Annotated in this window: 26 protein-coding genes and 1 riboswitch; of the genes, 13 read left to right on the top strand and 13 right to left on the bottom strand. The window is 69.9% G+C overall.

The genetic code is table 11. The features are described from left to right. Nucleotides 1–6: 6 nt before the first annotated feature. From ACFVY3_RS10615 to ACFVY3_RS10645, 7 genes are all read right to left on the bottom strand, one after another. Nucleotides 7–501: a CoA-binding protein gene (locus ACFVY3_RS10615; protein ID WP_377972658.1), complete on the bottom strand. Its 495-nt coding sequence runs from the start codon at nt 499–501 to the stop codon at nt 7–9. Continuing rightward, on the bottom strand, nt 501–1,856 hold the full coding sequence (locus ACFVY3_RS10620; RefSeq protein WP_400159680.1) for an O-acetylhomoserine aminocarboxypropyltransferase/cysteine synthase family protein: 1,356 nt from the start codon (nt 1,854–1,856) through the stop codon (nt 501–503). The genes ACFVY3_RS10615 and ACFVY3_RS10620 overlap by 1 nt, the downstream gene beginning before the upstream one ends. After that, complete coding sequence (gene sfnG / locus ACFVY3_RS10625) at nt 1,856–3,040, bottom strand: dimethylsulfone monooxygenase SfnG (RefSeq protein ID WP_400159681.1); 1,185 nt, start codon at nt 3,038–3,040, stop codon at nt 1,856–1,858. Before sfnG ends, ACFVY3_RS10620 begins: the two co-directional genes overlap by 1 nt. Nucleotides 3,041–3,048: 8 nt before the next feature. After that, a complete protein-coding gene (gene acs, locus ACFVY3_RS10630; protein ID WP_400159682.1) occupies nt 3,049–5,097 on the bottom strand; it encodes an acetate--CoA ligase in 2,049 nt (682 codons plus the stop codon). Next, nucleotides 5,073–5,984 (bottom strand): ABC transporter permease, encoded by a 912-nt coding sequence (locus ACFVY3_RS10635; RefSeq protein ID WP_400159683.1) that lies wholly within the window; start codon nt 5,982–5,984, stop codon nt 5,073–5,075. The genes acs and ACFVY3_RS10635 overlap by 25 nt, the downstream gene beginning before the upstream one ends. Then, a complete protein-coding gene (locus tag ACFVY3_RS10640) occupies nt 5,984–7,036 on the bottom strand; it encodes an aliphatic sulfonate ABC transporter substrate-binding protein (RefSeq protein WP_364136372.1) in 1,053 nt (350 codons plus the stop codon). Before ACFVY3_RS10640 ends, ACFVY3_RS10635 begins: the two co-directional genes overlap by 1 nt. A gap of 176 nt (nt 7,037–7,212) precedes the next feature. Beyond that, nucleotides 7,213–8,046, bottom strand: a complete 834-nt coding sequence (locus tag ACFVY3_RS10645; protein ID WP_400159684.1) for an ABC transporter ATP-binding protein — start codon at nt 8,044–8,046, stop codon at nt 7,213–7,215. A 339-nt stretch (nt 8,047–8,385) separates the two neighbouring features. Here ACFVY3_RS10645 and ACFVY3_RS10650 point away from each other — a divergent pair, with 339 nt between their 5' ends. From ACFVY3_RS10650 to ACFVY3_RS10700, 11 genes are all read left to right on the top strand, one after another. Continuing rightward, nucleotides 8,386–8,811, top strand: coding sequence for a CoA-binding protein (locus ACFVY3_RS10650; RefSeq protein ID WP_400159685.1), 426 nt, complete (start codon nt 8,386–8,388; stop codon nt 8,809–8,811). A 75-nt stretch (nt 8,812–8,886) separates the two neighbouring features. Beyond that, nucleotides 8,887–8,976: riboswitch (SAM riboswitch) on the top strand. A gap of 139 nt (nt 8,977–9,115) precedes the next feature. Beyond that, nucleotides 9,116–9,928 (top strand): methionine ABC transporter ATP-binding protein, encoded by an 813-nt coding sequence (locus ACFVY3_RS10655; protein WP_377972669.1) that lies wholly within the window; start codon nt 9,116–9,118, stop codon nt 9,926–9,928. Beyond that, nucleotides 9,921–10,586 (top strand): methionine ABC transporter permease, encoded by a 666-nt coding sequence (locus ACFVY3_RS10660; protein ID WP_377972671.1) that lies wholly within the window; start codon nt 9,921–9,923, stop codon nt 10,584–10,586. The genes ACFVY3_RS10655 and ACFVY3_RS10660 overlap by 8 nt, the downstream gene beginning before the upstream one ends. 36 nt (nt 10,587–10,622) lie before the next feature. Next, on the top strand, nt 10,623–12,059 hold the full coding sequence (locus ACFVY3_RS10665) for an NtaA/DmoA family FMN-dependent monooxygenase (RefSeq protein ID WP_400159686.1): 1,437 nt from the start codon (nt 10,623–10,625) through the stop codon (nt 12,057–12,059). Between the two features lie 27 nt (nt 12,060–12,086). Next, a complete protein-coding gene (locus ACFVY3_RS10670) occupies nt 12,087–12,959 on the top strand; it encodes a MetQ/NlpA family ABC transporter substrate-binding protein (protein ID WP_364136384.1) in 873 nt (290 codons plus the stop codon). Nucleotides 12,960–12,983: 24 nt separating this feature from the next. After that, complete coding sequence (locus ACFVY3_RS10675; protein ID WP_400159687.1) at nt 12,984–14,234, top strand: acyl-CoA dehydrogenase family protein; 1,251 nt, start codon at nt 12,984–12,986, stop codon at nt 14,232–14,234. A gap of 113 nt (nt 14,235–14,347) precedes the next feature. Next, nucleotides 14,348–14,785, top strand: coding sequence for an MmcQ/YjbR family DNA-binding protein (locus tag ACFVY3_RS10680; RefSeq protein WP_400159688.1), 438 nt, complete (start codon nt 14,348–14,350; stop codon nt 14,783–14,785). Continuing rightward, complete coding sequence (locus tag ACFVY3_RS10685) at nt 14,782–15,351, top strand: DUF1990 family protein (RefSeq protein ID WP_290256755.1); 570 nt, start codon at nt 14,782–14,784, stop codon at nt 15,349–15,351. Before ACFVY3_RS10680 ends, ACFVY3_RS10685 begins: the two co-directional genes overlap by 4 nt. After that, a complete protein-coding gene (locus ACFVY3_RS10690) occupies nt 15,345–15,968 on the top strand; it encodes a hypothetical protein (RefSeq protein ID WP_400159689.1) in 624 nt (207 codons plus the stop codon). The genes ACFVY3_RS10685 and ACFVY3_RS10690 overlap by 7 nt, the downstream gene beginning before the upstream one ends. 31 nt (nt 15,969–15,999) lie before the next feature. Next, the gene (locus tag ACFVY3_RS10695) at nt 16,000–16,317 is read left to right on the top strand and encodes a putative quinol monooxygenase (protein ID WP_377972684.1); all 318 of its coding nucleotides are present in this window, start codon (nt 16,000–16,002) and stop codon (nt 16,315–16,317) included. Nucleotides 16,318–16,338: 21 nt separating this feature from the next. Then, complete coding sequence (locus ACFVY3_RS10700; RefSeq protein ID WP_290256752.1) at nt 16,339–16,632, top strand: DUF503 domain-containing protein; 294 nt, start codon at nt 16,339–16,341, stop codon at nt 16,630–16,632. A gap of 15 nt (nt 16,633–16,647) precedes the next feature. Here the strand turns inward: ACFVY3_RS10700 and ACFVY3_RS10705 are convergent, their stop codons facing one another. Beyond that, entirely contained in the window at nt 16,648–17,163 is a 516-nt protein-coding gene (locus ACFVY3_RS10705; protein ID WP_400159690.1) for a MarR family winged helix-turn-helix transcriptional regulator, read from the bottom strand. 101 nt (nt 17,164–17,264) lie between these two features. Here ACFVY3_RS10705 and lgt point away from each other — a divergent pair, with 101 nt between their 5' ends. Both lgt and ACFVY3_RS10715 read left to right on the top strand, forming a co-directional pair. Continuing rightward, nucleotides 17,265–18,284, top strand: a complete 1,020-nt coding sequence (lgt, locus tag ACFVY3_RS10710; RefSeq protein ID WP_400159691.1) for a prolipoprotein diacylglyceryl transferase — start codon at nt 17,265–17,267, stop codon at nt 18,282–18,284. After that, entirely contained in the window at nt 18,274–20,382 is a 2,109-nt protein-coding gene (locus ACFVY3_RS10715) for a transglycosylase domain-containing protein (RefSeq protein ID WP_400159692.1), read from the top strand. Before lgt ends, ACFVY3_RS10715 begins: the two co-directional genes overlap by 11 nt. Before the next feature lie 93 nt (nt 20,383–20,475). On the opposite strand, the gene purL is transcribed toward ACFVY3_RS10715, so the two are convergent. From purL to ACFVY3_RS10740, 5 genes are all read right to left on the bottom strand, one after another. Beyond that, on the bottom strand, nt 20,476–22,809 hold the full coding sequence (gene purL / locus ACFVY3_RS10720) for a phosphoribosylformylglycinamidine synthase subunit PurL (protein ID WP_400159693.1): 2,334 nt from the start codon (nt 22,807–22,809) through the stop codon (nt 20,476–20,478). After that, nucleotides 22,806–23,564 carry a phosphoribosylformylglycinamidine synthase subunit PurQ gene (purQ, locus tag ACFVY3_RS10725; RefSeq protein ID WP_400159694.1) on the bottom strand — a complete coding sequence of 253 codons (759 nt, stop codon included), beginning with the start codon at nt 23,562–23,564 and terminating at the stop codon, nt 22,806–22,808. Before purQ ends, purL begins: the two co-directional genes overlap by 4 nt. A gap of 1 nt (nt 23,565) precedes the next feature. Then, nucleotides 23,566–23,817, bottom strand: a complete 252-nt coding sequence (gene purS, locus ACFVY3_RS10730) for a phosphoribosylformylglycinamidine synthase subunit PurS (RefSeq protein WP_290256746.1) — start codon at nt 23,815–23,817, stop codon at nt 23,566–23,568. A gap of 269 nt (nt 23,818–24,086) precedes the next feature. Then, entirely contained in the window at nt 24,087–25,619 is a 1,533-nt protein-coding gene (locus ACFVY3_RS10735; protein WP_400159695.1) for a beta strand repeat-containing protein, read from the bottom strand. Between the two features lie 82 nt (nt 25,620–25,701). Then, nucleotides 25,702–26,688: a hypothetical protein gene (locus ACFVY3_RS10740; protein WP_400159696.1), complete on the bottom strand. Its 987-nt coding sequence runs from the start codon at nt 26,686–26,688 to the stop codon at nt 25,702–25,704. Nucleotides 26,689–26,913 lie beyond the last annotated feature (225 nt).

Below are 26,913 nucleotides of genomic sequence, written 5' to 3' on the forward strand. Positions count from 1 at the left end.
CCCGGCTTAGGCCAGGACCTGCCGCTTCGAGGAGATGACGCCGGTGTCGAAGCCGGCCAGGTGCAGGCCGCCGTGGAAACGGGCGTGCTCGATCTTCACGCACCGGTCCATCACCACGTTCAGCCCGGCCGCCTCGGCCTCCTTGGCCACGTCCTCATGCCAGGACCCCAGCTGCAGCCAGAGCGTCTTGGCGCCGGCGGCGATCGCCTCGTCCAGCACGCCCGGCAGGTCATCGTGCTTGCGAAACACATCCACAATGTCCGGGCTCTCCGGCAGGTCCGCCAGCGACGCGTAGCTCGGCTGGCCCAGGATTTCCTTGACCACCGGATTCACGAAGTAGACCTTGTACCGGGTGGAGGACAGCAGGTACGTCGCCACGAAGTAGCTGGCCCGGGACGGCTTGTCCGAGGCGCCCACAATCGCGATGGACTTCGCCTGCCGGAGCAGGTTCAGCCGCTCCGGCGCGGACGGTCCGGTCCAGGTGCGGGTTGCGTCAGTCATCAGTTCGCTCCAATCGTGCAGGCCTCGGCGGGCAGTTCTTCCGGTTCCGCGGATACGCCGGCGGCCGGCACTTTCGAGGCCGCGGCCAGGGCCTGGTCCAAGTCCCAGAGGATGTCCTCGATGTCTTCCAGGCCCACCGAGATGCGGACCAGGTCCTCGGGCACGCCCGCGGATTCGAGCTGCTCCGGGCTGAGCTGCTGGTGGGTGGTGGAGCCCGGGTGAATCACCAGGGTCCGGGAGTCGCCCACGTTGGCCAAGTGCGAGGCCAGCTGCAGGGCCTCGATGAACTTCTGCCCCGCGGCGCGGCCGCCCTTGACTCCGAACGAGAACACGGACCCCGGGCCCAGCGGCAGGTACTTCCGCGCCCGTTCGAAGTGCGGGTGCGAGGGCAGGCCGGAGTAGTTCACGTACGCCACCCGCTCGTCGGCTTCGAGCCATTCGGCCACGGCCTGGGCGTTCTTCAGGTGCTCGTCCAGCCGCTGCGGCAGCGTCTCGATGCCCTGCAGCAGCTGGAACGCGGACTGCGGTGACAGGGCCGGGCCGATGTCCCGCAGCTGCTCGCAGCGCAGCTTGGTGAGGAACCCGTATTCGCCGAAGTTCCCCCACCAGGAGACGTTGCCGTAGGAGGCCACCGGCTCGGTCATGGTGGGGAACTTGCCGTTGCCCCAGTTGAAGCGGCCGCTTTCGACGACGACGCCGCCCAGGGTGGTGCCGTGGCCGCCGAGGAACTTGGTGGCGGAGTGGATCACGATGTCCGCGCCGTGCTCGATCGGCCGCACCAGGTACGGGGTGCTCAGGGTGGCGTCGACGACGAGCGGAATGCCGGCGTCGTGCGCCACCTTCGCCAGCCCGGCCAGGTCCTGGACCTCGGAGGAGGGGTTGGCAACGACCTCGACGAAGATCGCCTTGGTGTTCTCCCTGATGGCCGCGGCGTAGTCCGCCGGGTCCGTGCCGGGGACGAAGATGGTGTCCACGCCGAAGCGGCGGAGCGTGACGTCCAGCTGGGTCACGGTGCCGCCGTAGAGCTGGGAGGAGGCCACGAGGTGGTCCCCGGCCTGGGTGAGCGCGGCGAAGGTGACGAACTCCGCGGCCATGCCCGAGGACGTGGCGACGGCGCCGATGCCGCCCTCCAGGGAGGCGACGCGCTCCTCGAACGCGGCCACCGTGGGGTTGCCGATCCGGGAGTAGATGTTGCCGTACTTCTGTAGCGCGAAGAGGTTGGCCGCGTCCTGGGTGTCCTTGAAGACAAATGACGTGGTCTGGTAAATCGGCACGGCCCGGGCGCCGTGTTCGGCGTCGGGGGTGCCGCCGGCGTGCAGGGCGCGGGTGCGGAACCCGAAGGTACGGTCGGCCATTACGCGTTCACCTCAATCTTGGTGGCAGGGGTGGAAAGTTCGGTGCCGTGCTTGCGGGCCAGGTCGGCCTCGAGCTCGCGCACGATCGGCAGGATGTCCTTGCCGAACGCGGCCACCTCCTCCTGGAAGTGCAGGTAGCAGGTCAGGAGCAGGTTCACTCCGATCTTCTTGTATTCAACGATCCGTTCCGCGATCTGTTCGGGGGTGCCGATCAGCTGGGTCTTGAAGCCGTCGTTGTACTGGATCAGGTCCTCGAAGCTGGAGTCCGCCCACATGCCCTTGCCGTCCCTGGTGGACGCCCCGGCCTCCTGAACGGCGTCGCGGAAACCCTCGACGGCGGGCTTGTGCGCCTTGGCGACGATCTCGCGGAGGGTCTCGCGGGCCTCCTTTTCGGAATCCCGGGCGATCACGAAGCCGTTCAGTCCGAACTTCGGGAAATCGAGGGCGCCGTCGGTCCCGCGCCTGGCTTCGCCGGCCGCGGCGACGACGCCGGCGATGTTCTCCTTGAAGCCTTCCAGGTCCTTGCCGTTGGAGAAGTACCAGTCCGCCACGCGGCCGGCCGTGGCCTGTGCCGCGGTGGAGTTGCCGCCGAAGAAGATTTCCGGGTGCGCGCGGCCGGGGACGTCCACGGGGGCGGGCTGCAGGGTGAAGTCGGTGATGTTGTAGTACTTGCCGGCCTGGCTGAAGTTCTTCTCGGTCAGCAGGCCGCGGAGCACCCGGATGAACTCCTCGGTGCGGACGTAGCGCTCGTCGTGCTCCAGCCACTCGAGGCCGAAGTTTTCGAACTCGGCCTTGAGCCAGCCGGAGACGATGTTCACGGCGGCGCGGCCGTTGGAGATGTGGTCCGCGGTGATCAGGTACTTCGCCAGCACGCCCGGGTGCCACATGCCGGGGTGGACGGCGGCGATCACCTTCAGCCGCTCGGTGGCGGCCAGCAGGCCCAGGCTGAACGAGGTGGCCTCGTGCTGCTTGTCCGCGCCGTAGGAGGCGGCGTAGCGGGTCTGGGTCAGGGCGTACTCGAAACCGGAATCCTCGGCGATGCGGGCAAGCTTCTTGTTGTAGTCGAAGTCCCAGCCGGTGCGCTGTTCGATGGTGGAGACCACCAGGCCACCGGAGACGTTGGGGACCCAGTAGGCGAACTTGAGCGGTTCGGAGAGACGGGCGACGGTGCTGTGCTCGGTCATGGTGTTCCTTACTTCCGGGAGGGTTCTGTGCTGCGTTCGCGGAGGGCCTGCTGGATGCCGGCGATAGAGGGTTCGTTCTGCAACGACGTGGTGTCGCCGAGTTCGGTGCCCTCGAACAGCTGGGTCAGCAGCCGCCGCATGATCTTGCCGCTGCGAGTCTTCGGCACGTCCGGGACCACGACGACGTCGCGCGGCTTCGCGATCGGCCCAATCGCCTTCGCGACGTGGTTGCGCAGTTCCTCGGTGGACGGGGCCCGGCCGGCGTCGCCGCCCTTGGGGACGACGAACGCGACCACCGCGTGGCCGGTTTTGGGGTCGGGGACCGGGCAGACGCCGGCCTCCACCACGTCCGGGTGCGAGACCAGTGCCGATTCGATCTCGATGGTGGAAAGCAGGTGCCCGGAGACATTGAGGGTGTCATCCACCCTGCCCAGGATCCAGATGTCGCCGTCGTCGTCGTATTTGGCGCCGTCGCCGGCGAGGAACCAGCCCTGTTCCGAGTACTGGCGCCAGTACGAGTCGTAGTAGCGCCGCGGGTTGCCCCAGACGGTGCGGGCGATTGCCGGGCCGGGGGCGTCCACCACGATGAAGCCCTGCACCCCGGGCGGTACCGGGGCCCCGGCCCCGTCCACGATCCGGGCGCCGACGCCGGGCAGCGGCCGGGCGGCGCAACCGGGCTTGAATGCGGTGTCGGTCGGGGCGGGGGAGAGGATGGTGGCACCGGTCTCAGACTGCCACCAGGTATCCACGACCGGCGCGGTGCCGGCTCCGACGTTGTCCCGGAACCAGCGCCAGGCCTCCGGATTCACGGCCTCGCCCACGGTTCCGAGCAGCCGGATGGAGGACAAGTCGTATGCGTCGGGCACGCCGTCCGGGAACCAGCCCATCAGCGAGCGCACCAGAGTGGGGGCGGTGTAGTACTGCGTGACGCCGTAGCGTTCGATGATCTCGAAGTGCCGGCCCGGGTGCGGGGTGTTCGGTGTGCCCTCGAAGATCACCTGGGTGGCGCCGTTGGAGAGCGGGCCGTACAGCTCGTAGGTGTGCGCGGTGACCCAGGCCAGGTCCGCGGTGCACCAGTGGACGTCCCGGTCCCGGAGCGCCGGGTCCGGGTTGCTGAAGAGGTGCTCGAAGCTCCATGACGCCTGGGTCAGGTAGCCGCCGGAGGTGTGGACCAGGCCCTTGGGCTTTCCGGTGGTGCCGGAGGTGTACATGATGAACAGCGGCGTCTCGGCGTCGAACGCCTCGGCGACGTGGACGTCGGAGGCGCGCCCGACGGCGTCGTGCCACCACACGTCCCGGCCCGGGACCATCGGGACGGTGCCAAGGTCCTCCGGCGCGGTGGTCCGGTTGACCACCAGGACGTGTTCGACGGCGTTGTCCCCGGCGACGGCGGCGTCTGCATTGGCCTTCACCGGCACCGCGGCGCCGCGGCGGAACTGCCCGTCCGTGGTGACCAGCAGCTTCGCGCCGGTGTCCTCCACCCGGAACTTCAGCGCGTCGGCGGAGAACCCGCCGAACACCAGGGAGTGGATGGCGCCGATGCGGGCCACGGCCAGGGTGATGATGACCGTTTCGGGGATCACCGGGAGGTAGATGACCACGCGGTCGCCCTTGGTGATGCCGAGGTCCAGCAGGGCGTTCGCGGCCCGGGATACCTCGCGTTGCAGGTCCGCGTAGGTGAGGGTGCGCCGGTCGCCCGGTTCGCCTTCGAAGTACAGCGCCACGGTGTCACCGCGTCCCGCCGCTACATGGCGGTCGACGCAGTTGTAGGCGACGTTGAGCTTCCCGCCCTCGAACCAGCTGATCTGCGGACCGGTTCCGGCCGCCGGGTCCGCGGGGACGCGGCGGTGCGTGGTGTGCCAGGGCAGCCCCGCACCGGCGGACCCGGCGGGTTCCCAGTCCAGGCGCAGCGCGGCCTGTTCCCAGAATGCGATGCGTTCGGCCTCGGTCAACGGAGCCTGTGTCTGTGGTGCCACGGCGCCTTGGCCCAGGGTCTGGGGGTCCGGGGTTTGTGCCGTGGTCTCTGCTGCCGTTACGCCCACCGGTTCACCGCCCATTTCTCCGCCAGGCCCAGCAGCGCGTCGGTGATCTTGCCGATCACGGCCAGCAGCACGATGGCCAGCAGCAGCCGGTCTGTGCGGCCGTTGTTCTGCGAGTCGGTCAGCAGGAAGCCCAGGCCCATCGAGGAGGCGATGAGCTCGGCCGCCACGAGGAACAGCCACGCCTGGGCCAGGGCCAGCCGCAGCCCGGAGAACACGGCGGGCACGACGGCGGGCAACTGCACCGTGGTCAGCAGCTTGACCCCCTTGAGCCCGAAGGCGCGGGCGGCCTCCACCAGGTTCCGGTCCACGTGGCGCAGGGCCAGCGAAACGGTGGTGAAGACGGGGAAGAACGCGCCGATCATGATCAGGGTGACCTTGGAGTCCTCGCCGATCTTCATCCAGAGGATCAGCAGCGGCACCCAGGCCAGGGACGGGACGGCCCGCAGCGCGCCGATGGTGGGGCCCAGTAGCGCGTCCGCCACGCGGGAGAGCCCCACCAGGGAGCCGAGCAGCAGGCCCAGGGCGGCGCCGACGGCGAAGCCGATCAGCACCCGCTGGGTGGAGATGGCCACGTGCAGGCCCAGCTGCCCGCGGCGGAGCAGGTCGAGGCCGGCGTCGAGCACCATGGCCGGCGGCGGGAGCTGGACCACGCTAAAGAGTCCCGCGGCGGTGGACAGCTGCCAGGCCGCCAGCACCGCCGCGGGGACCAGCAGTCCAAGGAGCAGACGCGCCCAGCCGCGGGCCAGGAACCCGGCGGGGGACCATCCGTTCGCCGGGGTGCCGTGTCCTCCCGTGACGGGGGAGGCCGGCCGGGCGGCGTCTGCCGGAGCTGCGGGGGCGGCTGCAGCGCGCCCGTCCGCAACGGTGGTGCCGGTGAAGGGGGAATCTCCGGGGACGGCCATCAGGAGTCCTTGATGGCGGAGGCGTCCGCCTTCTTCACCAGCGAGTCATCGAGAAGCGAGCCGACGGCGTCGTCGATCTGCTTCTGGCTCGCCACGTCCCCGGTCTCCACGAAGGTGGGGCCGATCTTCGCGAGGACCGTGCGCTGGGCCTCGCCCGGCGCGGGATTGACGTTGAGGTTGCTGCGCTGCAGGACCACCGTCTTCGCCACGGCCAGGTCCAGGCCGGCGGCCTCGGCCAGGATCTGCGCGGTCTCGTCCGGGTTCGCGGCCGCCCAGGCGCGGGCCTTCTCGTAGGCGTTCACCACGGTCTGCGCCTGCTGCGGCCGGTCCTTGAGGAAGGACTCGGTGGCGTTGAGGAAGCCGTAGGTGTTGAACGAGAGGTTCCGGTAGAAGAGCTTGGCGCCCTTCTGCTCGGCGCCGGCCATGATCGGGTCCAGCCCGGACCAGGCGTCCACGGATCCGTTCTCCAGGGCGGTGCGGCCGTCCGCGTGCTGCAGGTTCTGCACGGTGACGTCCTTGGGCGAGAGGCCGGCCTCGGACAGCGCCTGCAGCAGGAAGAAGTACGGGTCCGTGCCCTTGGTGGCCGCGACCGACTTGCCCTTCAGGTCCGCCACCGTGCTGATGCCGGAGCCGGGCTTGGTGACCAGGGCTGCCCATTCGGGCTGGGAGAAGATGTCGATGGTCTTGATCGGGGAGCCGTTGGCCTTGGCCAGGAGTGCGGCCGAACCGGCGGTGGAGCCGACGTCCACCGCGCCGGAACGGAGTGCCTCGTTGGCCTTGTTGGAGCCGGCCGACTGGACCCACTTGACGGTGACGCCCTGGTCCTTGAGGGCGGCCTCCAGCCAGCCCTTCTTCTTGATCACCAGGCTCAGCGGGTTGTAGGTGGCGAAGTCGATGGTCAGCGTGCCGCCGCCGTTGCCGCCGGCGGCCGCGGCGGCTGCGGGCTGGCTGCCGGAACCTTCCCCGGCGACGCACCCGGTGAGGGCCAGGGCCGCGGAGGCGGCGACGGCGGTGAGGACGAAACGGCGGGACGTGGTGCGGGTGGGAGCCATGGAAGTTCCTTTTCGGGCGGTGCGAGCGATGCGAAAGAGACAGGAGAGTGATGCGGGTGGCCGCCGGCGCGGGGAGCGGGCGGCTCGGCCGGTCCGGTGCCGGGATGCCGGCGGCGCTGCCTGCCGGGAGTGGACGGACCGTTCAGGCCGTGACCGGGGCGGCAGGGGCGGGGCCGTTAGTGGCCGTCGACGCCGAGGCTGGCCAGGAGCGAGGTGCGCATGCGGGCCAGGTCGGCCGAGGCGCGGTCCCGGGGCCGTCCGCCGGGAACGGTGAGGGTGCGCACGATCGTGGCGCCGGCCGGGGACGATTCGGTGTCCTCCCGGCCGAGGACGATGATGCGGTCCGCCAGCTGCAGGGCCTCGTCGACGTCGTGCGTCACCAGCAGCACCGTGGTGGGTTCGGCGCGGTGGACCTCCAGGAGCAGGTCCTGCATCTTGATCCGGGTCAGTGCGTCGAGGGCGCCGAAGGGCTCGTCGAGGAGCAGCACGCCGGGGTTCCGGGCCAGGGCCCGGGCCAGCGACGCGCGCTGGGCCATGCCGCCGGAGACCTCCCGGGGGCGGTGTTTGGCGAAGTCCTGCAGTCCCACGAGTTCCAGCAGGCGGGCCACTTTGGCCTTGCCGTCGCGGGCGCTGACGCCGGCGGGCAGCCCGATGGCGATGTTCGCCTGGAGCGTGTGCCAGGGCAGCAGCCGCGGCTCCTGGAACGCGAAGGCGCAGCGGTCGTCGACGCCGCGTACCGGCTCGCCGTGGATGGCGACGCTGCCGGAGGTGGCGGCGTCGAGCCCGGCGGCGGCCCGGAGCAGGGTGGACTTGCCGCAGCCGGAGGCGCCCAGGATGGCCAGCACCTCGCCGGGGACGACGTCGAAGCTGACGTCCCGGAGGACGGTGTGCGCGGCGGGGCCGGTCCCGAACGCGCGGCCCAGGCCGCGGAAGGAGACCGGGAGGGCGGGGGTGCCGGAGCCGGGCCGGGCGTCGGCCCGGGGCTGGGGCGGGTGCAGGACAGCAGTCATAGGGTTACTCCATCGGTCCTGGCAGTAGCACCCTACGGAAGCAGCCTTTGGCCCGGGTAGTCAGTCCGGACCTTTCCCTCGGCGTGCGTCCTCGTTATCGGCGGGCTCCGGGGTGGAGGTCCGTCGACCAGGGTTGCTGCGGCGTCATCGATCCAGGTCTCTCGGCCGCTCGGGATGGTCATTGTCTACTAAAACCGAACGGCGGATTTTCGCCAAATGGGCGCGTAATATTCGGAAACCTGCGGACGTGAGGTGTCTGGCCCGATCAGAAATTCGGCGCAGTGCCCGGGGTGGGATTCCCTACTGCGGGGCCGCTGCCGGCGGACGTAGGCTGGCCGCATGAGCCACGTGAACGATCCCGCCGTCGTCGAACGCCTCCTGCGCACCAGGGGCCGATGGGCCATCGTGGGCCTGAGCACCAACCAATGGCGTGCGGCCTACGACACGTCGCTGTTCATCCGCGACCGCCTGGGCATGGACATCATCCCGGTCAACCTGCCCGGCGACGACGTCCACGGGGAGGCCGGCTACCGCTCGCTGGGGGAAATCCCGGCGGAGAAACGGCCCATCGACGTCGTGGATTGCTTCGTGAACTCCGGCCGCGTCGGCGACGTGGTGGACCAGGCGATTGCCGCCGGCGCCGGCGCCGTCTGGCTGCAGCTGGGCGTCATCGACGAGGCCGCGGCGGAACGGGCCAAGGCCGCCGGGCTGGACGTCGTCATGAACGCCTGCCCGGCACGAGAAGCGCCGCTCCTGGGCCTCTGACCGGGACTGATGGGAGCTTTACGGCGTGTGACGCGCCGCTTTCACACCGGCCGGGCGTGTGCCAGATTCGTGGGGTAACCATCCCGAGCGGCTGAGAGACCTGGCTCCGTGACGCCGCAGCAACCCCCTCGATGAGGACGGTGCTACCGCCAGGACCGATGGAGAACCACTGTTCCACGGACCTGAGAGGCCGCGCTTTGTGCTGCCCCGGCGCCGGGGGACGAGGCTTTCCTCGGGCGAGCCCCGGAGGAATCATGAACACCACAACGACGGCAGCGCCGGCCCGGATCGCGGGCGGTCCGCTGTGATCGAGATCCAGAACGTCAGCACCTCGTTCCGGTCGAAGGACGGCCGGTTCACCGCCGTCGACGACGTCACCCTCACCGTGGAGCGCGGCCGGATCCAGGGCATCATCGGGTTCTCCGGCGCCGGCAAATCCACGCTGCTGCGCAACATCAACCTGCTCGAACGCCCCACCTCGGGCCGGGTCCTGGTCGACGGCGTGGACCTGACCGCCCTGAGCGAGCCGGAACTGCGCAGCAGCCGGCACGGCATCGGCATGATCTTCCAGCACTTCAACCTGCTCAACAACCTCACCGCGCAGGAGAACGTGGAGCTCTCACTGAAGTTCGCCGGGGTGGGGAAGGCCGAACGCCGGCGCCGGGCGGCCGACGCCCTGGCCATCGTGGACCTCGCGGACAAGGCCGCCAGCTACCCCGCGAAGCTCTCCGGCGGCCAGAAGCAGCGGGTGGCCATCGCCCGGGCGCTGGCCACGGAGCCGAAGGTCCTGCTCTGCGACGAACCGACGTCGGCCGTGGACCCCCGGACCACCGCCTCCGTGCTGCAGTACCTCGCGGACGTCAACGCCGAATTCGGCATCACGATCGTGGTGGTCACGCACGAAATGAACGTCATCAAGGCCATCGCGGACAACGTCGCGGTCATGGAGGACGGCCGGATCGTCGAGCAATTCGACCTGGCCGAGCTCGAACGCCCCGGCTTCCACCCCGCCACCTCGATCGGGCGGTACCTGGTCTCCGACGCCATCGAGCTGAACCGGCCCCACCGGGCAGCCGCCCCGGCCGGCCCCGCCCCGAAAGGCCTGATCCATGCTTGAGCGCATCCTCTCGGTCCTGCCCGAAATCGGCGCCGCCATGGGCCAGACCCTGGCCATGCTGCTGGTCGCAATACCGCTCGCCGTCCTGATCGGCACGCCGCTGGGCGTCTGGCTCTACACGATCGGCCCCGGCGGACTGCGGCACCGGCCCCGGCTCCACCGGGTCCTGGACGGCCTGGTCAACCTGGTCCGGTCCTTCCCGTTCCTGATCCTGCTGATCGCCATCATCCCGGTGACCCGCTTCATCGTGGGCACCACCATCGGCACGGCCGCGGTGATCGTCCCGCTGACCATCAACGCCATCCCGTACTTCGCCCGCTTCGTGGAGCAGAACCTCAGCCAGCTCGGCAGCGGGGTGGTGGAGGCCGCCCGTTCGATGGGAGCCAGCCGGTCCCAGATCGTCCGGGACGTGCTGCTGGTGGAGGCCCGGCCGGGACTGGTCAGCTCCATCACCATCATGACCGTCAGCTTCATCTCCTACTCGGCGATGGCGGGCTTGGTGGGTGGCGGCGGGATCGGCGACTTCGCCATCCGCTACGGCTACTACCGCTACGAAACCCCGCTGATGATCACCGCGATCATCCTGATGATCCTGCTGGTCACCCTCGTCCAGTTCGGCGGCTCCCGCCTGGCCCGCCGCCTCGACAAGCGCCTCTGACCGCGGCCCCGGCGCCCCACTTCGGAAAGCAGAACCATGACTTCACCAGCCAGCCCCCGCTTCGACGGACCCCGCCCCCGCCTGCTCCTCAGCGCGTTCGTCATGAACACCACCAGCCACATCATGGGCGGCCAATGGCGCCGCCCCGAGGCCCAGCAGCACCGCTTCAACGAACTGCAGCTCTGGACCGACCTGGCCCGGCAGCTGGAGGACGCGAAATTCGACGCGATCTTCTTCGCCGACGTCGTGGGCCTCTACGGCGACTACGACGGCGGCTGGGCCTCCCACCTGAGGAAGGGCCTGCAGGTTCCCTCCAACGACCCGCTGATCCTGCTCTCGGCCCTGGCCGCCGCCACCCGGGAGATCGGCCTGGCCGCCACCTCCTCCGTGATCCAGAGCCACCCCTTCCAGTTCGCCCGGCAGATGTCCACCCTGGACCACATCAGCAACGGCCGGGTGGGCTGGAACATCGTCACCAGCGTGCTGGAAAACTCGCACCGGAACTTCAACGCCACCGAGCTGACCAAACATGACGAGCGCTACGACTGGGCGGACGAATACGTCGAGGCGGCCTACAAGCTGTGGGAGGGCTCCTGGGCGGACGACGCCCTGGTCCGGGACAAGGAGGGCGGCCTCCACGCGGACCCCGAAAAGGTCAGCAAGATCTACCACAGCGGGCCCCGCTACTCCATCGACGGGCCGCACCTCGTGGCGCCGTCGCCGCAGCGCACCCCGGTGCTCTTCCAGGCCGGCAGCTCCGGCCGCGGCCAGCAGTTCTGCGCCGCCAACGCGGAGGCGACCTTCACCCTGGCGCCCAGCACCGCGATCGCGGCCGCCTACACGGCCGCCGTTCGCGAGCAGGCGGTGGCCGCCGGCCGTCGTCCCGAGGACGTGAAGTTCCTCCAGGGCATGCACTTCGTAGTAGGCGGTACCGAGGCCGAGGCAGCCCGGAAAGCGGCCGAGCTGGAGGACAGCCTGGACATCGAGGCCCTGCTGGCCCACGTCGGCGGCGGATTCGGCGTCGACTTGGGCGGCCTGCCGCTGGACACCCCCTTGGGCGACATCCAGACCGAGGGCAGCCAGGGACACCTGGAGGCCATCCGGGCCTCCACCCGCGGCGGCAACCCGACGCTCCGCGACATCGCGCTGTACCGCAGCCGGGCCAACCGGGTGGTGGGCACGCCCGAACAGATCGCTGACCGGCTCGAAGAATGGCAGGACGCCGGCATCGACGGGATCAACATCATCAACCAGACCATCCCGGGGTCCTACACCGACTTCATCACCGGGGTGCTGCCCGAACTGCGGGACCGCGGCCTCGCCCAGACCGACTATGCGCCGGGAACCCTGCGCGAAAAGCTCTTCGGTGACGGCCCCCGACTCAACGGCCGGCACCCCGCCGCCGCATTCCGCGGTGCCTTCACAGCGTTCTCCGCGGCCGCCGAAAACACTCCCGCCGCCGTCGGCGTCTAATCCCCCTCTCGACAAAGGACACCCGCCATGCACCGCAGAAATTTCCTCAAGTTCGCCCTCGCCGGAGCCGGCGCCGCGTCCGCGACGGCCCTCACCGGCTGCGGCCTGGTCAACCCCGGCGGCGCCAACGCCGCCTCGGGCGGGAAGACCATCAAGATCATCGTCACCGAGTCCGCGCCGTACCAGGAGCCAACGAAGATCGCCAAGAAGCTCCTCGAGGCCAAGGGCTGGACGCTGGAGCCCACCTACGTCACGGACATCATCCAGCCCAACCTTGCGGTGGCGAACGGTGAATTCGACGCCAATTTCTTCCAGCACAACGCCTACCTCAAGCAGTTCAACCAGGACAAGGGCCTCTCCAACGTCGGCCTGTTCTACGTCTACAGCGCGCCCGGCGGGATCTGGTCGGACAAGTACAAGTCCCTCAGCGAGCTCCCCGACGGGGCCAAGATCGGCATCCCCGTGGACCCGGCCAACAACGGCCGCGCCCTGTTCATGCTCCGCGACGCCGGGCTGCTGGAACTCTCCGACGCCACCGTCATCCACACCTCGCAGAAGAACATCACCGCCAACCCGAAGAAGCTGCAGTTTGTGGAGGTGGACCAGCAGTCCCTGGCCAAGACCCTCCCGGACGTCGACGCCGGCTTCCTGATCGCCCGGATGGCGGCCGACGCCAAGCACACCCGGGCCGACGCGCTGGCCTTCGAACCCGACGCCAACCAGGTCCCCTTCCGGATCGTCGTTGCCGGCCGGCCCGAGTTCGCCGGCACGGAGAAGGCGGCCGCGCTTAAGGAGGCCTACCAGTCGCCCGAGGTCAAGGCCTGGTTCGCCGGCTACCAGAACGGAATCCTGCCCACCCCGTGGGACCAGGACCCGGCCGCCGACGCGGCGAAACTCTAGCCGGCCCGGGGAACAGGAGACGCGATGAGCACCTCAACAGAAACAACGACGACGGCGGCGGGCGCCACCACGGAGTACGGCTACCAGGCCCTGGCCGGGCGGTTCCGACCGGTCTTCGCCCGGATCGCCGAGGGCGCCCTGGACCGGGAGCGGGACCGCGTCCTGCCCTTCGAGCAGGTCCGCTGGCTCAACGCGGCCGGGTTCGGCCGGCTGCGGGTCCCCGTGGAACACGGAGGGGACGGGATCGGCTTCGAGCCGTTCTTCCGGCTGCTGGTGGAACTGGCCGAGGCCGACTCCTCGGTGGCGCACCTGTACCGCTCGCACTTCGCGTTCGTGGAGACCGTGGGCCTGGAGGGTCCCGGCTTCCAGGACCGCTGGTACCCGCGGGTGGTGGCCGGCGAAATCTTCGGCAATGCGGCCACCGAGCAGTCCGGCAACGTCCTCGGCGCCACCGGAACCACGCTGACCCCGTCCGGACCGGACTGGGTGCTCAACGGCCGGAAGTTCTACACCACCGGGACCATCTTCGCCCGGTGGATCGCCGTCACGGCCAGTACCGCGGGCCGGGAGGGCCGCCAATACGCCGTCGTCAGCACCACGGCGCCCGGGGTGGAGATTCTCGACGACTGGGACGGGTTCGGCCAGCAGCTCACCGGGACGGGCACCACAATCTTCCGCGACGTCGCCGTGCCCGCGGAGCACATCATCCAGCGCTCGGTGTCCACCACACACGAGCCGGCCTTCTTCCAGCTGGTCCTGCTGGCGGTGCTGGCCGGGATCGGGCGGGCGGCCCTGGCGGATGCGAAGGCACTGGTCCGGGACCGGAAACGCACCTTCAACACCGGCTCGGGTGAGCTGTTCCGGCACGACCCGCTGATCCTGCAACTCGTGGGGCAGCTCTCCGCCAAGGTCTTCGCCGCGGAGTCCGTGGTCCTGGCCGCCGCCCGCGAGCTCGACGCCGCCGCCGATCCGGGCCTGGACCTCGCCCCCGCCGAGCGGTACAGCAGGGGAGAGGCGGCCGTGGGGAAGGCGCAGCTGCTGGTCCCCGAGCTGGTGCAGTCGGCAGCCCAGCAGCTCTTCGACGTCACCGGCGCCTCCGCCACCTCGAAGGCCAAGGCACTGGACCGGCACTGGCGGAACGCCCGCACGGTGGCCACACACAACCCGGCGGTCTTCAAGGCCCGGATCCTGGGCGACTACGAGGTCAACGGGACCACACCGGAGGGGCTGCACAGCATCGGCGACGCGCCGAAGGCGCCGGCGGCGGGGGAGTAGCGTCCATCCAGCCGCGCCGCTTCAGCACACCGGGGAGACTTGGCCTCACCGCGGAGACCTGGCCTCCCGGGTTCGGGCTGCCCGATGTCCGTGCCCGGACGTAAGCTCGGACCATGGACGCGGACGCACTGCGAGAGATCTGCCTGGGCTTCCCCGGCGCCTTCGAGGACTACCCGTTCGGGCCCGAGACGGCCGTGTTCAAGGTCCGCGCCGCCATTGCCGGCGGGGCCCGGCACCAGGCGAAGGTCTTCGCCCTGTCCGCCATGGACCCGGAGGACTTCAGCGTGAGCCTCAAATGCGAACCGGCGCTCGCGGAACAGCTCCGGCAGGTGCACCCCGAGATCACCGGAGCCTGGCACCTGAACAAGCGGCACTGGAACGGCGTCCGCTTGGACGGTGCGCTCCCGGACGACATGATCCGGGACATGGTGGAGGATTCCTACGACCTGGTGGTGGCCACCCTGAGCCGGGCCCAGCAGGCGCAACTGGGCTGGTCCCGGCTGGCACGGGGTGGAGACCGGGGCAACGACCGGATCGGGGACCGGCCGTGAGGGGCGGGGACCGGATCGCCGCGGGCGAGCTGACCTATTCCGGCGTCGGTGCCACCGAAAGCGGCCGGCTTCCCGCAGGCGGCCACGGCATCGTCACCCGGGCCCACATCGGCGACGGGGAGGCGGCCTACCGCCGGGCGGTGCACGGCCTGATGACCTGGCAGCTGCACCGCGGCGCGGGTCTGCGGGTCCGGGCCGAATCCGACGTCGCCCCCGGCGTCCGGGTGGTCAGCGGCTTCGGCGTCGGCCCGTTCCGCGTCGACGCCCCCTGCGAGGTGGTCTGGGTGCACCCGCCCCGCCCCGGGGCCGGCCCGCAGTCGGCCGGATTCGGTTACGGCACCCTGCCCGGGCACCCCGTCCGGGGCGAGGAGTCCTTCGAGATCTCGCTGGATGAGGCCGGCCGGGTGCTGATCACCATCACCGCCTTCGGTGTCCCGTCCACCTGGTTCTACGCCGCCGGCCGCCCCGTCACGGACCGGGCGCGCCGGCTGGTCACTTCCCGGTACGTTAGGAGTGCACAGGAACTGGCCGCCGGCGTGAACCGAGCAGGAGTGAGTGGATGCTGAACCAACAGAACCTGGACCTGATCTGGAACTTCGACAATCCCGGGCTCTCCGAAGCCCGCTTCCGGGAGGCACTGGAGGACCCGGCGTTCGACGCCGATGAACGCGCCGAACTTGCCACCCAGCTGGGCCGGGCGATCGGGCTGCAGGGCCGGTACGAGGAAGCTGACGCACTGCTGGACGCGGTCGACGCCGACGAACCCACCGTGGCGGTGCGGGTCCTGCTCGAGCGCGGACGGGTGCTCAACTCCGGCGGCCACCCCGAGATGGCCGTTCCCCTTTTCGAGCAGGCCGCGGAACTCGCGGACCACCTCGGCGAGGACTTCCTGGCCGTGGACGCGCTGCACATGCTGGCCATCGCGGACACCGCCCACGCCGAAACCTGGACCCGCAGCGCCCTCGAGTACGCCTCCACCGCCGGCGATGACCGCACCCGGCGGTGGCTGGTGGCGCTGCACAACAACCTGGGCTGGTCGCTGCACGAAGCGGGCCGCTGCACCGAGGCCATGGTCGAATTCCAGCTGGCCGAGCAGTGGGCCGAACGCGTGGGCACGCCCCGGCAGCAGGAGATCGCCCGGGCCGCCATCGGCGCCTGCTCACCGGCCCAACTGAAATACTGAAAGACCGTATCCGTACCGAAAGGGACCGTCCATGATCTTCATCGTCGTCAAATTCAAGGTCAAGCCCGACTGGTCCGAGCGCTGGCTCGGCCTCGTGGAGGACTTCACCACGTCCACCCGCAAGGAAGCCGGCAACCTCTGGTTCGAGTGGTCACGCAGCGTCGAGGACCCGAACGAGTTCGTCCTCGTCGAGGCCTTCAAGGACGACGCCGCCGGAGACCACGTCAACAGCGCCCACTTCAAAAAGGCCATGGAGGACATGCCCCAGGCCCTGGTGGAGACGCCCCGGATCATCAGCCGCCAGATCGACGGCGACGGCTGGGACCGGATGGGCGAGCTCACCATCTAGCCCGGGCGTTACGCTGGGGCCATGTGGATCGGCTGGATCGAGTTCGACCTTCTGCTGGGCGACGTGCACAGCCTGAAGGAAAAACGGTCCGTGGTCCGGCCGCTGCTGGCGGAGCTGAAGCGGCGCTTCGACATCTCCGTCACGGAGGCCGGGTACCAGGACCAGTACCGCAGGGCCCTGGTGGGCGCCGGACTGGTCGCCGCGGACCGCGCCCACCTCATCGAGGTGCTGGCCGCCGTCGAACGCTTCGTCGCGGCCCGGCCGGAGGTCGAACTCCTCAGCGCCCGCCAGCGCGAACTCCGCAGCGACGACTAGGCCCGGCGCACGGCCTCAGGGCGCGGGGTCCCGGGAAGGCAGGCCGCCGCCGTCGGGATCCTGGTCGTCCGCCTCCAGCAGGGCGGCCAGGGCGGCCAGTGCCGGAAGTGCGTCCTCGATGGCCTGCTGCGAGGAATCGGGCAGCCGCCGGAGGGCGTCGCCGAGGCGGCGGTCATTGGCGTCCTGCCAGGCGGCGAGGACCGCGGCGCCCCGCTCGGTAAGGGTCAGCGTCACCGAACGCCGGTCACCCGGCCGGGTCAGCCGCTCCACCAGCCCCGACACCACCATCTGCTGGACCAGGTTGCTCACCGTGTTGACGGCCAGCCGCTGCCGCGAAGCCAGCCCGCTCACGCCGATTCCCGGTTCCTCGGCCAGCCGCTGCAGGACCTCCACCTGGGCCATCGGCAGCGCCTCCCAGGGAAACTCCTGCCGCACGCTGGAGCGCAGCACCCTGCGCAGGCGGGTGATCACGCCGGTCAGGGACCACGCGCCGGAGTCCCGGCGGGCCGCTGCCTCCGGTACGGATTCCACGGCCCTCATCATCCGCCCAGTTTAGCCGGATACAGTCAGACCTAGAATAGTTCTGTGGCAGAACCAATTACCGTGCCGCGCACTTCTTAGACAGGACCGCCATGACCGCCGGAGATTCGTTTTTTCCGTCCCCGACCGTCAGCGCCTTCCACGTGGGACCGCTGACCATCCACTTCTATGCCCTCTGCATCCTGGCCGGCATCGCGGTGGCCATCTGGCTGGGGTCCCGCCGCTGGATCGCCCGCGGCGGCCTGCCAGGCCAGGTCCTGGACATCTGCGTCTGGGCGGTCCCGGCCGGGATCATCGGCGGCCGGATCTACCACGTCATCACGGACCCGGAGCTGTATTTCCTGCCCGGCCGGAACCCCTGGAATGCTTTTGCCATCTGGGATGGCGGGCTAGGCATCTGGGGAGCGATCGCGCTCGGCTGCGTGGGCGCCTGGATCGGCTGCCGCCGGGCCGGGGTGTCCTTCGTGGCCTTCCTGGATTCCGTGGCGCCCGGGGTGCTCTTTGCCCAGGCCCTCGGCCGCTGGGGCAACTGGTTCAACAACGAGCTCTACGGCGACCCCACCACCCTGCCGTGGAAGCTGCAGATCCACCAGATGGACGCCGCCGGAAACGCGGTCACCGATCCCTCCGGCGCCGTCGTGGTCCTGGGCTACTTCCAGCCGACCTTCCTGTACGAATCGCTCTGGTGCGTCGTCGTGGCTCTCCTCATCCTCTTTCTGGACCGGCGGTTCAAGCTCGGTGCCGGCAGCGTGTTCGCCCTTTACGTCGCCGGGTACACGGCGGGCCGCTTCGCCTTCGAACTGATGCGCTCGGACTACGCCAACCTGATCCTGGGGCTCCGGGTCAACACCTGGGTGGCCGCGCTGATCTTCCTTGGCGGCGTGGCGGGCTTCCTGCTGACCTTCCGCCGGAAGCGTTCGGTGGCAATCCCGGGCGCCGCGCCCGACGGCGGTGACGCGCCTCCCGCGGCCGACACGCCTCCCGCCGTGGAAGCGCCATCCGCCGTTGACGCCCCCACCGCCGTTGACGCCCCCTCCACCGGCGACACCGAGACCGCCGCCGTTGACGCCGAGACCGCCCCCGCGACCCGGGAACATCCCGATGCCCGCTAGGCGATCCCTCTGGCGTGCGGTCCTGGCCTTCATCGCGGCCGGGACCGTGTGCGGCGTGCTGGTGGCCGGTCTTTTCATCCCCGCCACCGCCATGGCGGGCGAGGTGGTCAGCGACTCGATCGGCATGTTCGACAAGCTCCCCGATGACCTGAACCTCAACGCCCCGCCGGCCACCTCCACCGTCCTGGCCAACGACGGTTCCGTCATCGCCTCCTTCTACGCGGAGAACCGGGCGCCGGTCAGCCTGGACAAGATGTCCCCCTTCATCAAGGACGGCATCGTCGCCATCGAGGACGCCCGTTTCTATCAGCACGGCGGCATCGACACCACCGGCATCCTGCGCGCCCTCGTCGCCACCGCGCAGGGCGGCCGCCAGGGCGCGTCCACCCTCACGCAGCAGTACGTCAACAACATGATCATCGAGTCCCTGGTGGCGCAGGGGAAGAGCGAGGACGTCAAGCTCGGCTACGCCAAGACCGTGGGGGACAAGCTGCGGGAGATGAAGCTCGCGATTGCCCTGGAGAAGACCTACTCCAAGGACCAGATCCTGCAGGGCTACCTCAACGTGGTCTACTTCGGCAACGGCGCCTACGGGATCGACGCCGCCGCCCACGAATACTTCAACGTCAGCGCCGCGCAACTGACCCTGCCGCAAGCGGCGGCTCTGGCCGGCGTCGTCAACAGCCCGGTCTACTACGACCCGCTCACCCAGCCGGACCACGTGGTGTCCCGGCGCAACGAGGTCCTGGACAAGATGCTCCAGCAGGGCAAGATCAGCCAGGCCGACCACGACGCGGCTGTGCAGGCCCCGATCGGCCTCAACGTCCACCCGGCCAGCCAGGGCTGCGCCGGTGCCGTCTCCGCGCCGTACTTCTGCGACTATGTCCAGCGGCTGATCCTCAACGACCCGGCCTTCGGGCCCGACGAGGACGCCCGGAAGAAGCTGCTCTATCTGGGCGGCCTGACCATCCGCACCACCCTGGACCCGGCGCTGCAAAAGGTGGCCCAGGACCAGGTCAACGCCTCCATGTCCGCCACCGACCCGCTGCAGCGCGGGGCGTCCCTGGTCAGCGTCCAGCCCGGCACCGGCAAGGTCCTGACCATGGCGCAGAACACCAACTACAACCCCACGGCTGGTCCGGGCAACTACACCGGCAACTTCGCGCTGCCCGAACGGGACACCAACGGCCAGCCCCTCGATGGCGCCGGCGGCTTCCAGATCGGCTCCACCATGAAGCCGTTCGTCTTCGCCGAGTGGCTCCGCGCCGGCAAGTCCATGGGCACCGTCCTGGACGGCGCGGTGCGCCTCTACCGGCCCGGCTACCCCTGGCAGAACTCCTGCGGCCGCACCACCGGATCCTATGACCCGGCGGCAGGGACGCACCTCCTGCCCAACGACGACGCGGACCACTACGTCAGGATGAGCGTCCTCCAGGGCCTCTACCAGTCGATCAACACCATCACCTTCCAGTCCGCCGCGCAGCTGGACTTCTGCAACATCCAGAAAATGGCGACGGCGGCCGGCGTCGCCGACGGACACACCAACAAGCCCTACGACGTTTCCAGCATCGCCAGCCTGATCGGCACCCAGGACGTCGCACCGCTGACCATGGCCGACGCCTACGCCACCTTCGCCGCCGGCGGCGAGCACTGCGACCCGATCGCCCTCGAATCGGTCACCGGCCCGCACGGCAAGACGTACCCGGTCCCGGACGCGCACTGCCAGCAGGCCATCGATCCGAACGTCGCGGCCGGGGTGACCTACGCGCTGAAGAACGTGCTGACCCGGGGCTCCGGCTACAACATCCCGGTTTCCAAGGCCACGGACATCTTCGCCAAGACCGGCACCACGGACGGCAACACCATGACCTGGACCGTGGGCGGCACCTCCGGGATCGCCACGGCGTCCTGGTTCGGCAGCTACCAGGGCATCGGACCGCGCTGGGTGAACCAGGACATCACCATCAACGGCCGCTACTACGTGGGCGTGGACGGCGCGGACATCGCCGGCGGCCAGTGGGGCCGGCTGATGGACGCCGCGGCGCAACGCTATCCCGGCGCCCCGTTCGCCACGCCTCCGGCGTCGATGACCCGCTGATGCCGGGTACCGCCTGACGCGCGACCTTGATTAAAACCGAACGGCCGCCCCTCCTGAGGAGGGCGGCCGTTCAGTTCAGGCGGTGGTTGGGCCTTAGCCGAAGTACTTCGGCAGTGTCCCCTCGTGCGCCTCGCGGAGCGCGTCCAGACTCAGGGTGTCCACGCCGTTGATCTCCAGCGTGCCGCCCTCGGCGTCGACGACGCCGATCCGGACGTGCGCGAAGCCGCGGGCGGTGCACATGTCCTTGAAGCGGATCTCCTCCGAGCGGGGCACGGCCGCGACGGCGCGCGCCTGCGACTCGGAGAACAGCGCGGTGAAGAGGTCCACGCCGTCGCGGTCCATGACGTCCTGCAGCGAGATCCGGGCGCCGACGCCGTAGCGCAGCGAGGATTCCACCAGGGCCGCGGCGAGGCCGCCCTCGGAGACGTCGTGGGCGGAGTCCACCATGCCGTCGCGGGAGGCGTTGATCAGGATCTGGCCCAGCTCGCGCTCGGCGGCGAGGTCAACCTTCGGCGGCCGGCCGCCCAGGTGGCCGCGCATGTTGGCCCATTCGGACCCGTCCAGTTCGGAACCGGTGGTGCCGAGGAGGTAGATCGCCTGGCCGTCCTCACGCCAGCCCGACGGCGTGCGGCGGGCGACGTCGTCGAGCTTGCCCAGCACCGCCACCACGGGGGAGGGGTGGATGGGGGTGGTGCCGGTCTGGTTGTAGAGCGAGACGTTGCCGCCGGTGACCGGGATGCCGAGTTCCATGCAGGCGTCGGAGAGGCCGCGGATGGCTTCGGCGAGCTGCCACATGACGTCCGGGTCCTCGGGGGAACCGAAGTTCAGGCAGTCGCTGACGGCCATCGGGATGGCGCCGGAGGTGGCCACGTTGCGGTACGCCTCGGCCAGGGCCAGCTGCGCGCCCTGGTACGGGTCCAGGTAGGTGTAGCGGCCGTTGGCGTCGGTGGCCAGGGCCACGCCCAGGCCGGTCTCCTCGTCGACCCGGACCACGCCGGCGTCGTCCGGGAACGCCATGGAGGTGTTGCCGCCGACGTACCGGTCGTACTGGTTGGTGATCCAGGCCTTGCTGCACATGTTCGGCGAGGCCACCAGCTCGGTGACGGCCGCAGCGAGCTCGGACGGGGCGGCCGGGCGGCCGGTATCCTGCACGGAGCCGGTGAAGGCATCCGCCTGGACGGAGTCCTGCCACTCGGGACGGGCGTAGGGGCGGTCGTAGACCGGGCCGTCGTGGGCGACGGTGCGCGGGTCGACGTCGACGATCACTTCGCCGTCCCAGGTGATGATCAGGCGGCCGGTGTCGGTCACCTCGCCCAGCCAGGAGTACTCCACGGCCCACTTGTCCATCACGGCCTCGAACGCCTCGACGTTCTCGGGGGTGACCACGGCCATCATGCGTTCCTGCGACTCGGACATCAGGATTTCGCCCGGGGTCAGGGTGGGGTCGCGCAGCAGCACGGAGGTCAGCTCGACCTGCATGCCGCCGTCGCCGTTGGACGCCAGTTCGGAGGTGGCGCAGGAGATGCCCGCAGCGCCGAGGTCTTGGATGCCCTCCACCAGGGAACCCTTGAAGAGCTCCAGGCAGCACTCGATCAGGACCTTCTCCGCGAACGGGTCGCCCACCTGCACGGCCGGACGCTTGGAGGGCTTGGTGTCGTCGAAGGACTCGGACGCCAGCACGGACGCGCCGCCGATTCCGTCGCCGCCGGTGCGGGCACCGAACAGGACAACCTTGTTGCCCTTGCCGGAGGCGTTGGCGAGGCGGATGTCCTCATGCCGCATGACGCCGACGGCGAGGGCGTTGACCAGCGGGTTGCCCTGGTAAACGGAGTCGAAGACCATCTCCCCGCCGATGTTCGGCAGGCCCAGGGAGTTACCGTAGCCGCCGATGCCGGCCACGGCGCCGTGCATGACGCGGGCGGTGTCCGGGTGGTCGATCGCGCCGAAGCGCAGCGGGTCCATGACGGCCACGGGGCGGGCGCCCATCGAGATGATGTCGCGGACGATCCCGCCGATGCCGGTCGCGGCGCCCTGGTACGGCTCCACGAAGGAGGGCGAGTTGTGCGACTCGATCTTGAAGGTCACGGCCCAGCCGTCGCCGAGGTTGGTGACACCGGCGTTCTCGCCGATGCCCACTAGCATGTCCTTCTTCATCTCCTCGGTGACCTTCTCGCCGAACTGGCGCAGGTGGTTCTTGGAGGACTTGTAGGAGCAGTGCTCGCTCCACATGACGGAATACATGGCCAGCTCGGCGCCGGTGGGGCGGCGGCCGAGGACCTTGACGACCTCGTCGAACTCGTTCTGCTTCAGGCCCAGCTCGGCCCAGGGCAGCTCGGTGTCAGGGGTCCTGGCCGCGTTCTCCACCGTGTCGATGTTGAACTTCTTGCCGGACTCCGCGGGCTTTGCCACGGCGGGGGTCTCGGTCATTTGTTGTCTCCCACGATCTTGTTCAGGACAGAGGTGAAGAAGCCCAGGCCCTCGGTGCCGGAGCCGTTCTCCGGACCGAAGCCCGCCTCGATGGCGTGCTCGGGGTGCGGCATGAGGCCCACCACATTGCCCGCCTCGTTGGTGATGCCGGCGATGTCGCGGCGGGAGCCGTTGGGGTTCCAGCCGACGTAGCGGAACACCACGCGGTTCTCGGCTTCCAGCGCGTCGAGGGTCTTCTCGTCCGCGATGTACTGGCCGTCCTGGTTCTTCAGCGGAACGGTGATTTCCTGGCCGGCGGTGTAGTCGCCGGTCCACGCCGTGGCGGTGTTCTCCACGCGGAGGACCTGGTCGCGGCAGAGGAACTTCAAGTGGTCGTTCTTGATCATGGAGCCGGGCAAAAGGTGCGACTCGGTGAGGATCTGGAAGCCGTTGCAGATGCCCAGGACCGGCAGGCGGGCCTCGGAGTTGGCGGCGTCGATGATCTTCGACATGAGCGGGGCGAACCGGGCGATCGCGCCGGCGCGCAGGTAATCGCCGTAGGAGAAACCACCGGGGATCACGACGGCGTCGACGTCGGCCAGGGTGGTGTCCGCGTGCCAGAGGGCCACGGGGGTGGCGCCGGCGAGCCGGACGGCGCGGGCGGCGTCGCGGTCATCGAGGGTGCCGGGGAAGGTGACGACGCCGATCTTCGCGCCAGCGAGCCGGGGCTCGGCAGCGATCGCGACGGCCTCGCCGATCAGGGGTTGTTCAGTCATTTCAGGCCTCGACGACCTCGACGTTGACGACATCCTCGATCACCGGGTTGGAGAGCAGGGTCTCCGCGGCGTTCCGGGCCTGGGCCAGGATCTCCTCGGTCACCTCGCCGTCGACGGTGAGTTCGAAACGCTTGCCCTGGCGGACGCCGCTGAAGGCGGTGAATCCGAGGCGGGGCAGCGCTCCGACGATCGCCTTCCCCTGCGGGTCCAGAATCTCGGGCTTGGGCATGACGTCGACAACGATCCGGGGCATCCGGCAACTCCTGTGCGTGAGCGTTGGGTAAGGGCGCAGCGGAGTGGTGCCGTCTCACGCCGGTCCCGCTGTGATGAAACAGGAATGTTCCAGGACGGCGTGGTTCGGGCGCTCCGCGAGCTTGCACGCTTATTCTACCGGGCCTGCTCCGCCGGGCGTATTCGTGACCGCTGGAGCCTGGCTGGCCCTGTGCGCGCGGATGTCCGGGGACGCCATGGGGCGTCCCCGGACAGCTCACAGGACGGTTAGTCCTTTACTGGGGCCGTTGCTTAGGCCGACCGCTTGAGCCGCATACCGAGCAACATCAGCAGTCCCGCGCCGAGGAACAGGCCCGCGAGCCACAATGCGTTGGCGTTGGCTCCGGTGTAGGCGAGCGTGGTGGCCCCGGCGGGGACACCTGACGGCGCTGAAGCGGCGGACACGATGCCCTGCGAGGTGCCGGTGGCGCCCTGGTTTCCGGGCTGGACGGCGGCAGGCGACTCCGCCGCCGGGGGAGTAACCAATGGCGGTGTGACGACCGGCGGGGTAACCATCGGGGGAGTCACGACCGGCGGGGTGACCGTGGGCGGGTTGCCCGTCGTGGCCGCAGAGCCGCCACCGACGCCCACCGAGGTGGCGCCGAGCGAGATCGGCGCGCTGATGGGCGCGGTGATCTGGGTGCCGGAGAGAATCCCGCCGGAGCCGGTCGTGGCAGGACCCGATGCGGGGCCCGCTGCTGCCTGGCCCGTGTTGCCGGAACCCGTGGTGGCAGTGGAGTCACCCAGTGCTCCCACGGAGGTGGCGCCGAGGTTGATCGGGGCCGTGACCGGTGCGGTGACCTGGGTGCCGGAGAGGATTCCGTCCGCCCCGGTGGTTGTCGGACCCACGGAGGTGGATCCGGCCGGTGCGGTCCCGGCGGTGGTCCCGCCGGTGGTGGCGGTGGAGTCGCCCAGTGCTCCCACGGAGGTGGCGCCGAGGTTGATCGGGACCGTGACCGGTGCAGTGACCTGGGTGCCGGAGAGGATCCCGTCCGCCCCGCTGGTGGAGGTTGCTCCGGCAGGCGCCGCAGGCGCGGTACCGGTGCTGGTCCCGCCGCCGGTGGTGGCGGTGGAGTCGCCCAGTGCGCCCACGGAGGTGGCGCCGAGGTTGATCGGGACCGTGACCGGTGCAGTGACCTGGGTGCCGGAGAGGATCCCGTCCGCCCCGCTGGTGGAGGTTGCTCCGGCAGGCGCCGCAGGCGCGGTACCGGTGCTGGTCCCGCCGCCGGTGGTGGCGGTGGAGTCGCCCAGTGCGCCCACGGAGGTGGCGCCGAGGTTGATCGGCGCCGTGACCGGTGCGGTGACCTGGGTGCCGGAGAGGATTCCGTCCGCCCCGGTGGTCGTCGGACCCGCGGAGGTGGATCCGGCCGGTGCGGTCCCGGTAGTGGTTCCGCCGGTGGTGGCGGTGGAGTCGCCCAGTGCGCCCACGGAGGTGGCGCCGAGGTTGATCGGGACCGTGACCGGTGCAGTGACCTGGGTGCCGGAGAGGATCCCGTCCGCCCCGGTGGTGGAGGTTGCTCCGGTGGGCGTGGATCCGGTGGGAGCCGCCGGTGCGGCCCCGGTGGTGGTCCCGCCGGTCGTCGCGGTGGAGTCGCCCAGCAGTCCCAGGGACGTCGCCCCGAGATTGACCGGAATCGAAATCGGCGCGGTGACCTGGGCGCCGGAAAGGAGTCCGTCCGAGCCGGTGGTGGTCGTGTCGGCCGCTGAGGCGGCCGTGCTTCCGAGGGCCAGCAGGCCGCCGGCGAAGAGGGTGCCGAGCAGGCCTCGGCGAAGGTTTTGATGCATGACTAAGTCTCCTGAAAAGAGTGGTTGAGCGGCCGCTGGGGCCGTGGATGCCGTGGCCGCGCCTGGGCGCGGCAGGGCTCAACTAGTCAGGAGACGACCCCGGGTCAAAGGACACCGGGGAGGGCGGCGCGAGCAGGTCTCCCCGCGCCGGAATGTTGAGGGCGCCCGCAAGGTGCAGCCGGAAGCTGGAGAGCCAGGCAGGGTTGGCGTTACCGCCGGAGGGTGCGCCGGATCCCGAGCCGCTGCCGGGAACCCCCGGTGCGGGGTCCGGGGCGCCCGGCGCCCACTCATCGGCCGGATCATCGGCGAGGGACATCATCGGGGTTTCGGCGGGGTTCGGCGCCGCAAGCTGCGTGCAGGGTATCGCGGAGACCGTCGCCGCGACGGCGTCCCGGGCCGCGGCCGAAGCGGCAGGGGCAGGCTCTATGTCCGCAGAAGGGCTCTGGGTGCTGCCTGTAACGGCTTCGGCCGGAGGGTCGAGGGTTGCCGCCACAGCAGCCCCGCCGGGCAGTTCCGATGGGAGTGCCGGCAGTTCCGACGGGACGGCGGGCAGCGCCGGAGGCGTGACGACGGCGGCAACCGGCCCGGTCACGGCGCCGAGGACCGGCCCCACGCCGTCGACGACGGACGCGACGGCAGAGTCGGCGGAGACCACGACGGCGGACACGGCACTGTCCGTAAGGCCCAGGACAGGGTCTGTGACCGGAGTCAGCGGCGGGAGCATGAGGGCCGAACCGACCACCGGAACGTCGGCCACCGGGACTGTTGCCACCAGGGCATCCGCCCGGGACGTCACCCCACCGGCCAGGGGCTGCAGCTTCGGCACCACGGAGAGGAGCCCCGGTGCGGGAGCGTCACCGTTGGGCCGGGAAGCCAGCGGGAGTTCGACGGCCACATCGGGAGCGGCGATCGCCGTTACGGTGGACAGGACCTGCCCGGCGAGCGGCCCTCGGTCGGTGGGGGAGTCGGCAGAGGCTGCCGTGGCCGAGATGGCAAGCCACGAGGTCGCGGCGGCAGCCGCGAGGAGCACGGGCCGGACCACGCGCCACAAGGGCCGTGAACTTTCCATCTCAATACACCTCCCCCACGGAGCAGCGATATGTAAGTGAACCCAGCATACGGATGATGAAGGAGTAATTTCCAGAGATTTCTGTAAAAAATCTTTCGATTGGATGAATTGTGGCAGCGGTCCGGGCGGTCACCCGGGCGGGCGTCGGCGCCCTGGTGGGGTTGGCCGCGGGAGCCGCGCCCGCGCGCCGAACGGGATACTGCTAATGCGGTACGCGGGTCGGGA

It is taken from the genome of Arthrobacter sp. BPSS-3 (genome assembly GCF_044628475.1).
Lineage (GTDB): Bacteria > Actinomycetota > Actinomycetes > Actinomycetales > Micrococcaceae > Arthrobacter.

Coding starts and splice junctions, on each gene's coding strand:
- ACFVY3_RS10615 (WP_377972658.1), bottom strand. CDS start 501: ATGACTGACGCAACCCGCACCTGGACCGGACCGTCCGCGCCGGAGCGG.
- ACFVY3_RS10620 (WP_400159680.1), bottom strand. CDS start 1,856: ATGGCCGACCGTACCTTCGGGTTCCGCACCCGCGCCCTGCACGCCGGC.
- sfnG (WP_400159681.1), bottom strand. CDS start 3,040: ATGACCGAGCACAGCACCGTCGCCCGTCTCTCCGAACCGCTCAAGTTC.
- acs (WP_400159682.1), bottom strand. CDS start 5,097: ATGGGCGGTGAACCGGTGGGCGTAACGGCAGCAGAGACCACGGCACAA.
- ACFVY3_RS10635 (WP_400159683.1), bottom strand. CDS start 5,984: ATGGCCGTCCCCGGAGATTCCCCCTTCACCGGCACCACCGTTGCGGAC.
- ACFVY3_RS10640 (WP_364136372.1), bottom strand. CDS start 7,036: ATGGCTCCCACCCGCACCACGTCCCGCCGTTTCGTCCTCACCGCCGTC.
- ACFVY3_RS10645 (WP_400159684.1), bottom strand. CDS start 8,046: ATGACTGCTGTCCTGCACCCGCCCCAGCCCCGGGCCGACGCCCGGCCC.
- ACFVY3_RS10650 (WP_400159685.1), top strand. CDS start 8,386: ATGAGCCACGTGAACGATCCCGCCGTCGTCGAACGCCTCCTGCGCACC.
- ACFVY3_RS10660 (WP_377972671.1), top strand. CDS start 9,921: ATGCTTGAGCGCATCCTCTCGGTCCTGCCCGAAATCGGCGCCGCCATG.
- ACFVY3_RS10665 (WP_400159686.1), top strand. CDS start 10,623: ATGACTTCACCAGCCAGCCCCCGCTTCGACGGACCCCGCCCCCGCCTG.
- ACFVY3_RS10670 (WP_364136384.1), top strand. CDS start 12,087: ATGCACCGCAGAAATTTCCTCAAGTTCGCCCTCGCCGGAGCCGGCGCC.
- ACFVY3_RS10675 (WP_400159687.1), top strand. CDS start 12,984: ATGAGCACCTCAACAGAAACAACGACGACGGCGGCGGGCGCCACCACG.
- ACFVY3_RS10680 (WP_400159688.1), top strand. CDS start 14,348: ATGGACGCGGACGCACTGCGAGAGATCTGCCTGGGCTTCCCCGGCGCC.
- ACFVY3_RS10690 (WP_400159689.1), top strand. CDS start 15,345: ATGCTGAACCAACAGAACCTGGACCTGATCTGGAACTTCGACAATCCC.
- ACFVY3_RS10695 (WP_377972684.1), top strand. CDS start 16,000: ATGATCTTCATCGTCGTCAAATTCAAGGTCAAGCCCGACTGGTCCGAG.
- ACFVY3_RS10700 (WP_290256752.1), top strand. CDS start 16,339: ATGTGGATCGGCTGGATCGAGTTCGACCTTCTGCTGGGCGACGTGCAC.
- lgt (WP_400159691.1), top strand. CDS start 17,265: ATGACCGCCGGAGATTCGTTTTTTCCGTCCCCGACCGTCAGCGCCTTC.
- ACFVY3_RS10715 (WP_400159692.1), top strand. CDS start 18,274: ATGCCCGCTAGGCGATCCCTCTGGCGTGCGGTCCTGGCCTTCATCGCG.
- purL (WP_400159693.1), bottom strand. CDS start 22,809: ATGACCGAGACCCCCGCCGTGGCAAAGCCCGCGGAGTCCGGCAAGAAG.
- purQ (WP_400159694.1), bottom strand. CDS start 23,564: ATGACTGAACAACCCCTGATCGGCGAGGCCGTCGCGATCGCTGCCGAG.
- purS (WP_290256746.1), bottom strand. CDS start 23,817: ATGCCCCGGATCGTTGTCGACGTCATGCCCAAGCCCGAGATTCTGGAC.
- ACFVY3_RS10735 (WP_400159695.1), bottom strand. CDS start 25,619: ATGCATCAAAACCTTCGCCGAGGCCTGCTCGGCACCCTCTTCGCCGGC.
- ACFVY3_RS10740 (WP_400159696.1), bottom strand. CDS start 26,688: ATGGAAAGTTCACGGCCCTTGTGGCGCGTGGTCCGGCCCGTGCTCCTC.